Raw genomic sequence first — 14,441 nt, forward strand, 5'->3', positions numbered from 1 at the left:
AAAATTACCAGGTAATCGTCGATACAAGCTTTATATTTTAATGTTTAATAATGGTTATATATATTTAACATATGGGTGTCTTTTTTATTAGGAAAATGTGAATATGACTAATTATTTAGCTTAATCGTTTGTCATACATTAGCTGAATTTGTATGCCGTAAGGATCTTCAATAATTCCATATGCTTCACTAAATATATTTTTTTCTAGTGGAGAGATTACCTTCACGTTCTTATCGGAAATTAAATTATTATAAAATCTTTTTATTTCTTCTAAATTAGCGCTTTGAATGCAAAGTGAAATGTTATTTCCAGCGTTATAACATTCCTTAGGGTTCATTGTATCTTCTGCTATCATTAGCTTTGTATTCCCAATTTGTAAAACAGAGTGAGCAATATGATCTTTATTTTCATTTGTAATTTTAAAAGAGCGATCTCTTTTCGCCAGTTCTTCATACGTAACAATCATTAACTGCTTAGCTTCTAAATTGCGTGTATAAAAATTAATTGCCTCTTTTGCTTGCCCATTCATTGAAAGAAAAATAGCTATTTCTAGTGTCATACATATACAACTCCTTTATTAGTTAATAATTATAATATAGACTAAAAAGGTTTCAATACATGACACCTTTCGGGAGGGAAATATGAAAAAAACGGAACGAATTAATGATATGCTTATTTTCTTAAATAATAAAAGGCATTTTAATTTAAAGGATTTAATGGTTAGATATGCTATTTCTAAAAGTACAGCTTTACGAGATATTCAATCATTGGAAGAAATAGGTGTACCATTATATTCTGAATTAGGTAGAAATGGAAGTTATAAAATTATAGAAAATAGTGTGTTATCGCCAATTTATTTTAGTGTGGATGAAATGTATGCGTTATACTTTTCGATTCTCACATTAAATGGATACAAGACAAAACCATTTAATATAGAAAGTATTGCACTTGAAAATAAATTTAAACATGTACTACCGGATAATGTGAGTAAAAATATTTCGATTATGGAGCGAACGCTTTCCTTTGAGGTAACAAATCATAGCAATTTTAGTCCGTTCTTAAAAGAAATTTTACAGGGGATTTTTGCTGAGCGAGTTTATCATTTAACATATTTAAAAAAAGATGTGGAGAAAGTAATGGTAGCTCAATTTATTCGAATCGAATCTAAATTTGGCCAGTGGTATGCTAAAATCTTAAATTTTGAGACAAATCATGTTCAAATCATTAGATGTGATAAAATTCTTTCTATTGAGGAAACAAATAATATGAATTTAAAAACTCTGGAAGAATTGTTAAGTTATCTTACTACTTTTCACAGAAAGCCTGATGCAACTGATTTTATTATTATTGTTAATCAAAAAGGAAAAGACATTTTTGATAAAGAGAATTATCCTTCCATGAAGATACAAAAAGAAAATGAAAATTACATGATAACAGGCTATTTTAATAAGCAAGAAGTTGATTTTATATCGAACTATTTTCTAAATTTCGGAGAAACGATTATCTCCATTCAGCCTGTCATGCTAAAGGAGCTAATCTATAATAAGGTATTATCTATAAAGCAGCATTTAACTTCTTTAAGATAAAGTTAGTTTTAATCATTTTTTGACATGAAAAAGCCCTTGAGATTTAAATATCTAAAGGGCTTTTTTGTGATGTTATTTGTTCTTTAGAAACATTATTTTTCTGGGACGGATAGTCCATAAAAGAACATCGTAACGATATCTTGTATATGTTTTTCGCGATTTCCTTCAAGAAGCTGTGCTCCGAAATCATCACCTAATTTAGTGAACATTTGAATGTATAATAACATCATTTCTTTAGTAAGATGAGGGTTAATTTCATTTTTTTGCTGTGCTTGTTCTAATATTTCTAAATACCAAGGTAGGATTTTTTCGTTTTGATAACTATAAATAAACTCTCGGAGCTCTTCATCTCTTTGCATCATTTGTAGTAACATATCTGGCTGAAATAACCCACCAGTATTCATTTTTCTTACAATCATTTTTTGCATCATATCATGAAAAGGTAATTTTTCCGCTGCAAGATCTTTATAATATTGAAATTCAGATATAATAAATTCTTGTATAAGCTCTCGAAATAACGCATCTTTACTTCCGAAATGATTATAAATGGTAACTTGAGAAACGTTTGCTTTTTTTGCAATATGTTCTATTTTAACTTCATTAAATCCACGTTCTGAAAATAATGAGAAGGCGGCCTCTTTAATGGCACGTTTTTTCTTTTCTTTCACTTTTTCAAAGCCGTTCAATGCAATCACCTCAATTAAAATATACAAGAAAAAATATTGGAAAACAATAATTTTGAAATATGTACATATAAATATTTCAAAAAGTTGTTGCGAATATGAAAGGTGAGGAGTACAATGATTTTGAAATATCACATATTTAATATTTCAAAAAATGAGGTGGAATTATGATTTCAGTTCAAAATGTCACAAAACAGTTTTCAAATGGAAAAGGTTTGTTTCATATTACATTTGATGTAAAAGAAGGAGAAGTATTCGGTTACTTAGGACCAAATGGTGCCGGGAAATCCACAACGATTCGTAATTTAATGGGATTTATAAAACCGACAGATGGTAAAGCGACAATTTTTGGATTAGATTGTTGGAATGAAGCAGCGAAAATTCAAAGAGAAGTTGGCTATTTACCAGGAGAAATCTCTTTTATTGAAGGAATGAACGGATTAGAGTTTTTAAAGTTAATGCAAGGAATGCGTGGGCTTAAGGATACGAAAAGAAGAGATGAATTAATAGAACGTCTGCAATTTGATGTGAAAACGCCGATTCGAAAAATGTCTAAAGGAATGAAGCAAAAAGTAGGGATTGTTGCTGCTTTTATGCATGATCCAGAAGTGTTAATTTTAGATGAACCGACATCAGGGCTCGATCCACTTATGCAGCAAGTATTTATAGATTTAATAGTAGAGGAAAAACAAAGAGGAAAAACAATTCTTATGTCGTCGCATATTTTCACTGAAATTGAGCGTACGTGTGATCGAGTAGCGATTATTAAAGATGGTCGCCTTGTAACGGTTGAAAATATTCATGATTTACAAAGTATGAGACGACAGGTAATAGATATAACTGTATCATCGCAAGAAGAGATTGAATCTCTGGCGCAATGCAATTTGCAATTTGAAGCGGTGAAAGGAAGAGAAGCATCGATTATTGTACAAGGAAACTATCAAGCTGTTTTACAAACACTTTCAAACTATAATGTAACGGCACTTCAAACGAGAGCAATGGATTTAGAACATTTATTTATGCATTATTACGATAAGAAAGAAGGGGTAAAGCATGAATAAGCAATTGTTCTTAGCTAGTTTGAAAGAAACACAAAAAAGTATTTTGAGTTATGCAATTGGTGCAGCTCTATATTTATGGTTGTTAATTTGGATATTCCCTTCAATGGTATCGGCAAAAGGGTTAAATGAATTAATAAGTGCTATGCCTGATAGTGTGAAAAAAATTGTTGGCATGGAAAGTCCGATTCAAAACGTAATGGATTTTTTAGCTGGTGAATATTATAGTTTATTGTTTATTATCATATTAACAATTTTTTGTGTAACAGTTGCAACACATTTAATTGCTCGTCATGTAGATAAAGGAGCGATGGCATACTTGCTAGCAACACCTGTATCTAGAGTGCAAATTGCAATCACACAAGCGGTTATTCTTATGTTGGGACTACTGATTATTGTAACTGTTACGTATGTAGCGGGTATAGTAGGTGCAGAATGGTTTTTAGAAGATAATAATTTAAATAAAGAATTATTCCTGAAGATAAATGTAGTCGGAGGGCTCATATTTTTAGTCGTTAGTGCTTATTCATTTTTCTTTTCTTGTATATGTAATGACGAAAGAAAGGCACTTAGCTACTCAGCGAGTTTAACTATTTTATTCTTCGTAACGGATATGGTAGGTAAATTAAGCGATAAGTTAGAGTGGGTGAGAAATATATCATTATTTACGCTATTTCGTCCGAAAGAAATTGCGGAGGGAACGTATAATATATGGCCAGTGAGTATAGGTTTAACTGCTGGAGCCCTTTGTATTTTCATAGTAGCAATTGCAGTGTTTAGAAAGAGGGATTTACCGTTGTAAAGTAGAAAGTCCACTGAGAAAGTGGGCTTTTTTTGATGAGGAGGAAGCGAATGAATCATTTGTTCCGGGTTCAGTTATATGTAAATGATGTTGAGAAGTCATTATTGTTCTATGAAGAAGTAATTGGTTTACAGTTGTATAAAAAAGATATGCATGCAGCACGTTTTAATCACGACCAGTTTTCTTTATTGCTAGTCAGTGATTCAAGATTGAATGAAAATCACTATTTTTACAATCGAAAAGAAATGAAGGGGAATGGCTTTGAACTAATTATTGTTGTCAATCGGATTGAAGAAGTATATGAACGTTGTAAAGAGAAGCGGTGCACAATACAAGAAGAAATTCAAACGTATCCGTGGGAGATGAGGGGATTTAAAGTTACGGATCCAGATGGATATTTCCTTAGAATTACATCTGAGTAAAGGTAAACATGAAGAATGTTTACCTTTTTTTGTGAAAATATTCAAAAAAATGAACCTTTTTCTAGGCTCATCCGTCTAATACATGTAAAGTAAAATTTGAAGTGAGGATGAAACAGGAGGAGCAATTGTGAAAGTGATCCCTTTATATAAAATGATTGTAAAAGAAGAAACCGATGTTTCTTTAGCGAAAAAAGGTAATCATGAAGCGTTTATGGCGCTTATACATACAGAAAAAGTGAAGATGTATCGCATTGCAAAGGCTATGTTACGTGATGAGACAAATATAGAGGATGCGATACAGGCAACAATTTTAAAAGCCTATGAAAATATAAAAAAATTAAAAAAAGAAGAGTTTTTTCAAACGTGGTTAATTCGAATTTTAATGAATGAGTGTAACAATATTATTAGAGCGTATAAAAAGGTAATTGTGACAGAAGAGAATGATTACAATATGAGTGCGTGTGATCAGTATGAAGATATAGATTTGTGTAATGCGATTCAATCGTTACATGAAGAATTAAGAGCGGTTACGGTTCTTTATTATTATGAAGATATGAATCAAGAGAGTATAGCGAAGCTTTTAGAAATACCAAAAGGAACAGTGAAATCGAGATTATCACGTGCGAGGGAACAACTGCAAAAACAATTAAAGATGGAATAGGGGGTGTATAGGATGGATAAAGAAAAATTATTTGATGAGAAATTAAAAAAGAGAATAAAAGATGAGAATGTGATAGTACCGCCAGAGTTAAATGAAAAGATTAATCGTACACTACATAATCTTCCGGTTAAAAAGAAAAGTTACAGAGTTTATATGATGGCTATAAGTGCTGCGGTTCTAACACTTTCAGTTGTGTCTATGTCGGAGTTTTCTGCTCAAATTTTCGCTCAAAATGGTGGAGTATTTGAATATGTAAAGAAAAAGGCGTTTTCTGATTATGAAAATGAAGAGGAAATAAAATCGAACGTAAATTATCCAGATAAAGAAAAAATTCATGAAAAGATGCTGGATTCTATTGATCATTTTAAAAATATTTCAGGACAATTTGAGGAATATTCTAGCTCGTCAAGAATTGCTACAACATACAAATATGCGATTGATACGGAGCGACAAAGTGGTATCTCTTCGAAAGAAGATAAACTAGCGAAAAAACGAACAATTATATATAACGAGGGCAAGAAAAAAGAATTTGATGATGAGAAGTATACATATAAAGAGACGAAATGGAGCCCGAAAGAAAAAAACTATGAACTATTAAAATTAAATCCCACAGAAAGGTTATTGAGAAAATCAGGCGAGAAAAAAAGATATGATGATGAATATGTGGGATTTGCTAAGTATAGTATTCAATCAGAATTTGCTGATCTATTAATTCGATATAAAGATTGGAATTATAAAGAAACGAAGTATCTTGGAATGGATTGCTACAAAATAGAAGGGATAATAAACATAGAAATGCCTGTAAGTACATCTGAAGATTTAAAAGGGAAATTTGAAATGGTTGTAGAGAAAAATACGGGGATTATGCTAAAGTTCCTTAGTTTCCACGAAGGTATGATTCAATATTCGATTACGACTGAATGGATACAAATAAACAAAGGGTTGAAAGAGAATGTGTTTCAAAAGAATAGCGCTAAGTATGAAAAATTGAAAAATATATTAGATGAATAGAAAATGGAGGGAACTATATGGAGAATACCTCTTCTTCAAGAGAAAAGAAAAATAAAAGACAATATAAAAAGACAATGATAATAAGTGTATTGTTAGTAGTATTACTATTTGGCGGAGTGGGATATGGTGCTTATGTATATATGAAAACTTCTAATCTCGTACAAAAGTCTAGTTTACATTTAGCGCGTGGTGAAAAATCAAATTTACGTGAGAACGCCGTAAAACCAATTGCAAATAATGTTTCACTTTTAATTATGGGAATTGATGAAAATCAAGAACGACAAAAGGAGTATAATGGTGCTTTTCATACAGATGCACTACTGTTAGCTACTTTTAATAAAGATGATAAGACAGTGAAATTAACGAGCATACCACGTGATACATATACATATGTTCCAGTTGAAAAGAAAAAAGATAAAATAACACATGCATATGGTAGTGGTTTCGTTAAAAATGGTAAAGATGGAGGGCCGCAAGCTTCAGTGGAAGCGGTAGAAAAATTGTTACAAGTACCTGTTGATTATTTTGTGAAGTTCAATTTTAATGCATTTACTAAAATTGTTGATGGATTAGATGGGATTGAAGTAAATGTCCCAGTTGAATTTACGGAGCAAAATAGTAAAGATGAGCCTGATGCAATTCATTTGAAAAAAGGACTACAAAAATTAACAGGGGAAGAAGCACTTGCACTGGCAAGAACGCGTCATATTGACAGTGATGCAATGAGAGGTCAGCGTCAACAGCTTGTTATTGAAGCGATGTTAAGTAAATTAAAAAGTGTAGGTTCGATTACGAAACTAGAAAAAATGGTTGAGGCGGTTGACGGTGATTTTAAAACAAACTTAGTAATGGATGATATTTTATCATTTTATAAGTACGGTTTAAACGGTTCAGTTGAAAAAATACAATTAGCTGGTGACGATTTATATTTACCTAACGGTCCAAATGGGCAACGTGTATATTATTATAATCCTAATAAAAAAGATCTACAGAGTTTGAGTAATACGCTTAGAACACATCTAGGATTAAGTGAAAAGCAGATTGAAGAGAATTGAAGCAGGCATAATGTCTGCTTTTTTATTTTTGTAGAAAAGAGGTTTGTTACGATATACATTATTTATTAACAATAATTTACAAGTGTTTTATAGTGGAGGGATATAAAGGCTATTAAATCAATACATAGAATTCAATGAGATATAGTGTTTCGAAAGATTATGGAATTTTTATGAATATTACTGTAAAAAAATAATTTTTTAAAAATTTTCAATAATAACACTTTACAAAACTCAAAAAATTAGTAGAATAATAGTTAATAAGAATCTTCTGATAAATATATAAAGAAAAACAGAATTATCAGAAAATTCTTAAATGAGAGCGTTAAGAATTAGGGAGGGTACAGAAAGTGAAAAAGAAAAAAATCAAAAAATTAACAGCAGTTGTAGCACCAGTTTTAGCAATGAGTATGGCATTGACAGCATGTTCTACATCAGGCGGAGATAAGAAGACAAGCACAAATTCTAGCTCTGGCGGAGATAGCAAATCAGAAGAAAAATTAGCAGCGAAACAAGTACTAAATCGTACTGAAACAAATGAGATTCCGACAATGGATACTTCTAAAAATACTGATACATTAGGTTCTCAAATTTTAGGGAACACAATGGAAGGTTTATATCGATTAGATAAAGATAACAAACCAATCCCAGCTGCGGCAGAGTCAAGCACGAAGAGTGAGGATGGTAAAAAATATACATTCAAATTACGTAAAGATGCAAAATGGTCAAATGGTGATCCTGTAACAGCGAAAGATTTCGTATATGCTTGGCAACGTCTATTAGATCCAAAAACAGCTGCTGAGTATGCATTTATTGCATTCCCAATTAAAAATGCAGAAGCCGTTAATAAAGGGGAAAAACCAGTAACAGAACTAGGAGTAAAGGCAGTAGATGACCTTACTTTTGAAGTTGAATTAGAACAAGCAGTACCATACTTCTTAAACTTAGTAGCATTCCCATCGTACTATCCATTAAATGAGAAGTTCGTAAAAGAAAAAGGGGATAAATACGGTTTAGAGTCTGATACAACAGTATATAACGGACCGTTCGTTCTTACTGATTGGAAGCACGAGCAAGGCTGGAAACTAAAGAAAAACGATCAATATTGGGATAAAAAGACTGTAAAACTAGATGAAATTAACTATAGTGTAGTAAAAGAAGTAGCTACAAGAGTAAACTTATATGATACAAATGCAATTGATTTCGCGCTATTATCAGGTGAATTCGTTGACAAGTATAGAAATAATAAAGAAGAATTTGGCACATACTCACAAGTAAGTACTTACTTCTTACGTATGAACCAAAAACGTGGTGGACAAGATACACCGTTAAAGAGCCAAAAATTACGTGAAGCAATCGCATTATCAATCGATAAAAAGAATTTATCAAACGTTATTTTAAATGATGGATCTAAGCCTGCGGACTTCTTAGTACCGAAAGGATTAGCAACTGGACCAGATGGTAAAGATTTCCAAGAAACATTTAAAAATGGTATTAAACCAGATGCGAAAAAAGCAGCAGCTGCATGGGATGAAGCGAAAAAAGAGCTTGGGAAAGACCAAGTTACAATTGAGCTATTAAACTATGACACTGGTAATGCGAAAAAAGTTGGAGAATATGTAAAAGATCAAATTGAGAAGAACTTAAAAGGTGTAACTGTTAATATTAAGCTTCAGCCATTCAAACAAAAGCTGAAATTAGAGACAGAGCAAGACTATGATTTATCATATGCTGGTTGGGGGCCTGACTACGCTGATCCAATGACATTCTTAGATATGTTCCAGTCTAATCATTCTCATAACCAAATGAGCTTCGCCGATTCAAAATATGATGATATGATCAAAAAAGCTGGCGGAGAATTAATGGGTGACGCGAAGAAACGTTGGGAAGAGCTAGGAAAAGCTGAGAAATTACTTCTTGAGCAAGATGTAGCGCTTGTACCTTTATACCAACGTGGTGATGCATACGTTCAAAAACCAAACGCAAAAGGCATCGTTCACCATAACATTAGCCCAGAATATAGCTTCAAGTGGGCATACATGACTGAAAAAGATGGGAAATAATTTTAAACAGTAATACTAGATTTAGGTGGATTTATAAAAGTTTCTTAGCTTATTTTGTAGTGAGAATCTCATCGTCCACAATAGTAAGATAAAATGATAGAGCATTTCAAAAGTAGACTATTTACTTTTGGAATGCTCTTTTATTTTGGGGTGAAATGTAAATAAACCGATAGATATAAGGAAGGATTTGTATAGTGATAATGGTAAAAAAACAATTGTTATTATCACAAAAAAATAATTTTTAGAATATTTTAAAAATAACTTTACAAAATCTGAAAAATTAGTAGAATATTAATTAATAAGAATTTTCTGATAACTAATTATTAGAAAATCTATCAAAATTAGTTTCGTACATATAATTGGGGAGGGTACAAAAATGAAGAAAAAGATGAAAAAGTTCACGGCGGTTGTAGCGCCAGTTTTAGCGATGAGTATGGCGTTGACAGCGTGTTCTGGATCTGGTGGGGAGAAGAAAACAACTACGACGTCTAGTGGTGGTGGGGAAGAGAAAAAATCTGAAATTAAATACGCAGCAAAACAAGTATTAAATCGTACAGAGAATCAAGAGATTCCGACGATGGATACATCTAAATCTACTGATACGCTAGGGGCACAAGTTTTAGGAAACACGATGGAAGGATTATATCGTCTTGATAAAGATAATAAGCCAATTCCTGCTGCTGCAGAATCTAGTACGAAAAGCGAGGATGGTAAAAAATATACATTCAAATTACGTAAAGATGCAAAATGGTCGAATGGTGACCCTGTAACAGCGAAAGATTTCGTATACGGTTGGCAGCGCTTACTCGATAAAAATACAGCTGCAGAATATGCGTTTATTGCTTTCTATATTAAAAATGCAGAAGCAATTAATAAAGGTGAAAAACCTCTAACAGATTTAGGAGCAAAAGCGGTAGATGATTATACGCTAGAAGTAGAATTAGAAAAGCCAGTACCATATTTCTTAAATTTACTAGCATTTCCGTCATACTATCCTTTAAATGAGAAATTCGTAAAAGAAAAAGGAGATAAGTTCGGTTTAGAAGCAGATACAACGTTGTATAATGGACCGTTTGTGATGGCTTCATGGAAACATGAACAAGGATGGCAGCTAAAGAAAAATGATAAGTACTGGGATAATAAGACTGTAAAATTAGAAGAAATTAACTACAGTGTAGTAAAAGAAGTTGCGACGAAAGTAAACTTATATGATACAGGATCAATTGATTTCACATTATTATCAGGAGAATTCGTTGATAAATATAAATCGAACAAAGAGGAGTACGGTGAGTATTCAGAAGCGAGTACATTCTTCTTACGTTTAAATCAAAAACGTAACGGACAAGATACACCGTTAAAGAGCAAAAAACTTCGTGAAGCGATTGCATTATCAATTGATAAAAAAGGATTAGCAACTGTTATTTTAAATAACGGTTCAAAAGCAACAGATCAATTAGTACCAAAAGGACTTGCGACTGGACCAGACGGTAAAGATTACCAAGATACATTTAAAAACGGTCTAAAATATGATCCGAAAAAAGGTGCAGCAGCTTGGGATGAAGCGAAAAAAGAACTTGGAAAAGACCAAGTTACAATCGAATTACTAAGCTATGATGATGGAACTGCGAAGAAAATCGCTGACTACTTTAAAGATCAAATTGAGAAAAACTTAAAAGGTGTAACGGTTAATACGAAAATTCAGCCGTTCAAACAAAAACTAAAGTTAGAGTCAGCACAAGATTATGAAGTTTCGTTTGCAGGTTGGAGCCCAGATTATTCAGATCCAATGACATTTATTGATATGTTTGAATCGAAGAGCCCATATAACCAAATGAGTTATTCGAATCCAAAATATGATGAAATGGTTAAACAAGCGGGTAATGAATTATTGTCAGATCCGAAGAAGCGTTGGGAAGCTTTAGGGAAAGCAGAAAAATTATTCCTTGAAGAAGATGCAGGATTAGTTCCTTTATACCAAACAGGAAGAGCGTATGTAATGAAGCCGAATGTAAAAGGAATTGTGAAACATAACATCAGTCCAGAATATAGCTTTAAGTGGGCTTATGTAACGGAAGGAAAATAGTAAAAAAGAGCGTGTTTAAAAGTAAATAATTCACTTTTAACACGCTCTTTTTCTATTCAATTAAATAGAGAAGAATAAGAAAAGTAGTACTGACATATAGTAGATGGGGGAGAATCCGTATAGTAGTAATAGTAAAATACATAGTTACTATGAAAATAAAATAATGGAAACTTCAAAAATGAGGATAATTACCAAGATGTTAATTGGTGAAAAAGTATTAATAACTAAGTTCATAGAAAATCTCTCAAAGTTAGTTTCGTACATATAATTGGGGAGGGTACAAGAATGAAGAAAAAAATGAAAAAACTAACGGCAGTTGTAGTGCCAGTTTTAGCAATGAGTATGGCGTTAACAGCATGTTCTTCTGGATCTAGTGGGGAGAAGAAATCGACTACAACGTCTAATAATGGCGGGGAAGAGAAGAAATCTGATATAAAATATGCAGCGAAGCAAGTGCTAAATCGTACAGAAACGAATGAAATTCCGACGATGGATACTTCTAAAAGTACAGATACACTTGGCGCACAAATTTTAGGGAATACGATGGAAGGTTTATATCGCCTTGATAAAGATAATAAGCCAATCCCAGCTGTAGCAGAATCTAGCACGAAAAGCGAGGATGGGAAAAAGTATACATTTAAATTACGGAAAGATGCAAAATGGTCAAACGGTGATCCAGTAACGGCGAAAGATTTCGTATTTGCATGGCAACGTCTCGTAGATCCAAAAACAGCTGCTGAGTATGCATTTATTGCTTACTATATTAAAAATGCAGAAACAATTAATCAAGGAAAAGCAGAAGTTGCTACATTAGGTGTAAAAGCGACAGATGATTATACGCTTGAAGTGGAATTAGAAAGACCAGTACCATATTTCTTGAACTTAATGGCATTTGCGTCATACTATCCATTAAATGAAAAGTTCGTAAAAGAAAAAGGGAATAAATTCGGTTTAGAGTCTGATACAACAGTATATAACGGACCGTTCGTTCTTACTGATTGGAAACATGAGCAAGGCTGGAAATTAAAGAAAAATGAGCAGTATTGGGACAAAAAGACTGTAAAACTAGAGGAAATCAACTATAGTGTAGTAAAAGAACCAGCTACTCGGGTGAATTTATACGATACAGGAGCGATTGATTTCGCCCTTTTATCAGGAGAATTTGTTGATAAGTATAGAAATAATAAAGAAGAGTTTGGTGCGTATTCGGAAACAAGTACGTTTTACTTACGTCTAAACCAAAAACGTGGCGGGCAAGATACACCGTTAAAGAGCAAAAAATTACGTGAAGCAATTGCATTATCAATTGATAAGAAAGCTTTAGCGAATGTCATTTTAAATGATGGTTCAAAACCAGTGGATTACTTAGTACCAAAAGGTTTAGCGAGTGGACCAGATGGTAAAGATTTCGCAGAAACGTTCAAGAATGGTTTAAAACAAGACACTAAAAAGGCAGCAGCAGCTTGGGAAGAAGCGAAAAAAGAACTTGGAAAAGATCAAGTAACAATTGAACTGTTAAATTATGATACTGGTAATGCGAAAAAGGTTGGGGAGTATGTAAAAGATCAAGTTGAAAAAAATCTAAAAGGCGTGACAGTAAATATTAAACTGCAACCATTTAAGCAAAAGCTGAAATTAGAATCAGACCAAGATTATGATTTTTCATATGGTGGCTGGAATCCGGATTACGCGGATCCAATGACGTATCTTGATATGTTTGAAACGACAAATTCTCAGAACCAGATGAGCTACTCAGATTCAAAATATGATGACATTATTACGAAAAGTAAGACAGAATGGATGGCTGATGCAAAAAAACGTTGGACAGAGTTAGGGAAAGCAGAGAAATTGTTACTTGAAGATGATGTAGCGCTTGTACCTTTATACCAAAGTGCTAAATCATATGTTATGAAACCAAATATAAAGGGAATTGTGAAACATAATATTAGTCCGGAATATAGCTTCAAATGGGCGTATATTGAAGAGAAATAATAAAGTGAAACTTTAATTAGGCTGCCCAGAAAATAGCAGGATAAAAGAAAAAGCATTTTCAAGTTGCGGTATTAGAGCGATTGAAAATGCTTTTTCTATGCACTTTTATTTCTTCCCCGAATATATAAAATAAAAAAGGGAGAATCCCATGGAACGAAATACTTACATTGATTTCCTAGCTTATTATGGAATAGGAAGTGCTCATCCTGGTGGCTTTACGCTAACAAAACAATTGTTGGCGCAACTACCTTTTAGATTTGGAGCGAATGTCCTTGAGATAGGGTGCGGTACGGGGAAAACAGCGGCATATATGACAAAAGAATGTGGTTATAAAGTAACGGCGGTTGAAAAGAATGAGATTATGATTCAAAAGGCGAAAGATAGATGGTTAATTGAAGGACTAGACATTCAATTAATTGAAGGGAATGTAGAGCAATTACCTTGTGTGCATAATTCATTTGAGTTCGTACTCGGAGAATCGATACTCGCTTTTACAGAGAAAGAAAGGGTTATCTCGGAGTGCTATCGTGTATTACAGAAGGATGGCAAGCTTGTTGTCATTGAAATGATTATTGATAGGCACATTGAGAAGAGTGAGGAAGAAAAAATTGCCCGATTATACGGGATGAAAGAACTATTAACTGAGAATGAATGGGTCCAATTATTTCAGAAAGCAAAGTTTAAAAGAATTACAATTGCTGGCGGTGGTACAATTGCAGAAACGATCTCGGGCTATATAGAAGAGCCAGAATGGAATGTATCCTCGCATATTCCAAATGAATTATATGCGGCATGGGTACAGCATGAAAATGTACGACTTATGTACCAACATATTTTAGGTCATCGTATTTTTATATGTGAAAAATAAATAAAAAGAGTTGGCTAAAGTTAGTCAACTCTTTACTATGTTAAATGAAAAATAATGCAGCTAATGTAATTCCGAAGATGAAACCAAATCCGAGTTCAACGCCCCATCCACAACCGCCGCCTCCCCAGCCGCCGCAATTACCGCAACCACGACCGCCACA

Annotated in this window: 13 protein-coding genes; 11 read left to right on the plus strand and 2 right to left on the minus strand. The window is 33.1% G+C overall.

The window, feature by feature from the left end; translation table 11 throughout:
- Positions 1-115: 115 nt before the first annotated feature.
- Positions 116-559, minus strand: a complete 444-nt coding sequence (locus BAQ44_RS00605; RefSeq protein ID WP_071720186.1) for a VOC family protein — start codon at positions 557-559, stop codon at positions 116-118.
- Positions 560-641: 82 nt separating this feature from the next.
- On the opposite strand from BAQ44_RS00605, the gene BAQ44_RS00610 reads away from it, so the two are divergent.
- Complete coding sequence (locus BAQ44_RS00610) at positions 642-1,586, plus strand: helix-turn-helix transcriptional regulator (RefSeq protein WP_071720188.1); 945 nt, start codon at positions 642-644, stop codon at positions 1,584-1,586.
- Positions 1,587-1,678: 92 nt separating this feature from the next.
- On the opposite strand, the gene BAQ44_RS00615 is transcribed toward BAQ44_RS00610, so the two are convergent.
- Positions 1,679-2,281 carry a TetR/AcrR family transcriptional regulator gene (locus BAQ44_RS00615; RefSeq protein WP_249024713.1) on the minus strand — a complete coding sequence of 201 codons (603 nt, stop codon included), beginning with the start codon at positions 2,279-2,281 and terminating at the stop codon, positions 1,679-1,681.
- Between the two features lie 155 nt (positions 2,282-2,436).
- Between BAQ44_RS00615 and BAQ44_RS00620 the strand changes: the two genes are divergently transcribed.
- The 10 genes from BAQ44_RS00620 to BAQ44_RS00665 all read left to right on the plus strand — a co-directional run bounded on the left by BAQ44_RS00620 (position 2,437) and on the right by BAQ44_RS00665 (position 14,281).
- A complete protein-coding gene (locus tag BAQ44_RS00620) occupies positions 2,437-3,330 on the plus strand; it encodes an ABC transporter ATP-binding protein (RefSeq protein ID WP_071720192.1) in 894 nt (297 codons plus the stop codon).
- Positions 3,323-4,129, plus strand: a complete 807-nt coding sequence (locus BAQ44_RS00625) for an ABC transporter permease subunit (protein WP_071720194.1) — start codon at positions 3,323-3,325, stop codon at positions 4,127-4,129. The genes BAQ44_RS00620 and BAQ44_RS00625 overlap by 8 nt, the downstream gene beginning before the upstream one ends.
- A 50-nt stretch (positions 4,130-4,179) precedes the next feature.
- Positions 4,180-4,551 carry a VOC family protein gene (locus BAQ44_RS00630; RefSeq protein ID WP_071720196.1) on the plus strand — a complete coding sequence of 124 codons (372 nt, stop codon included), beginning with the start codon at positions 4,180-4,182 and terminating at the stop codon, positions 4,549-4,551.
- Between the two features lie 127 nt (positions 4,552-4,678).
- Entirely contained in the window at positions 4,679-5,212 is a 534-nt protein-coding gene (locus BAQ44_RS00635; RefSeq protein WP_071720198.1) for a sigma-70 family RNA polymerase sigma factor, read from the plus strand.
- Positions 5,213-5,224: 12 nt separating this feature from the next.
- Positions 5,225-6,223, plus strand: coding sequence for an anti-sigma factor (locus BAQ44_RS00640; RefSeq protein ID WP_071720200.1), 999 nt, complete (start codon positions 5,225-5,227; stop codon positions 6,221-6,223).
- A 17-nt stretch (positions 6,224-6,240) separates the two neighbouring features.
- On the plus strand, positions 6,241-7,278 hold the full coding sequence (locus BAQ44_RS00645; protein WP_071720202.1) for an LCP family protein: 1,038 nt from the start codon (positions 6,241-6,243) through the stop codon (positions 7,276-7,278).
- Positions 7,279-7,625: 347 nt separating this feature from the next.
- On the plus strand, positions 7,626-9,338 hold the full coding sequence (locus tag BAQ44_RS00650) for a peptide ABC transporter substrate-binding protein (RefSeq protein WP_071720204.1): 1,713 nt from the start codon (positions 7,626-7,628) through the stop codon (positions 9,336-9,338).
- Between the two features lie 376 nt (positions 9,339-9,714).
- Positions 9,715-11,421 (plus strand): peptide ABC transporter substrate-binding protein, encoded by a 1,707-nt coding sequence (locus BAQ44_RS00655; protein WP_071720206.1) that lies wholly within the window; start codon positions 9,715-9,717, stop codon positions 11,419-11,421.
- Between the two features lie 285 nt (positions 11,422-11,706).
- Positions 11,707-13,413: a peptide ABC transporter substrate-binding protein gene (locus BAQ44_RS00660; protein WP_071720208.1), complete on the plus strand. Its 1,707-nt coding sequence runs from the start codon at positions 11,707-11,709 to the stop codon at positions 13,411-13,413.
- A gap of 148 nt (positions 13,414-13,561) precedes the next feature.
- Entirely contained in the window at positions 13,562-14,281 is a 720-nt protein-coding gene (locus BAQ44_RS00665; protein WP_071720210.1) for a class I SAM-dependent methyltransferase, read from the plus strand.
- Positions 14,282-14,441 lie beyond the last annotated feature (160 nt).

This window comes from Bacillus mobilis, assembly GCF_001884045.1.
Classification (GTDB): Bacteria; Bacillota; Bacilli; order Bacillales; family Bacillaceae_G; genus Bacillus_A; species Bacillus_A mobilis.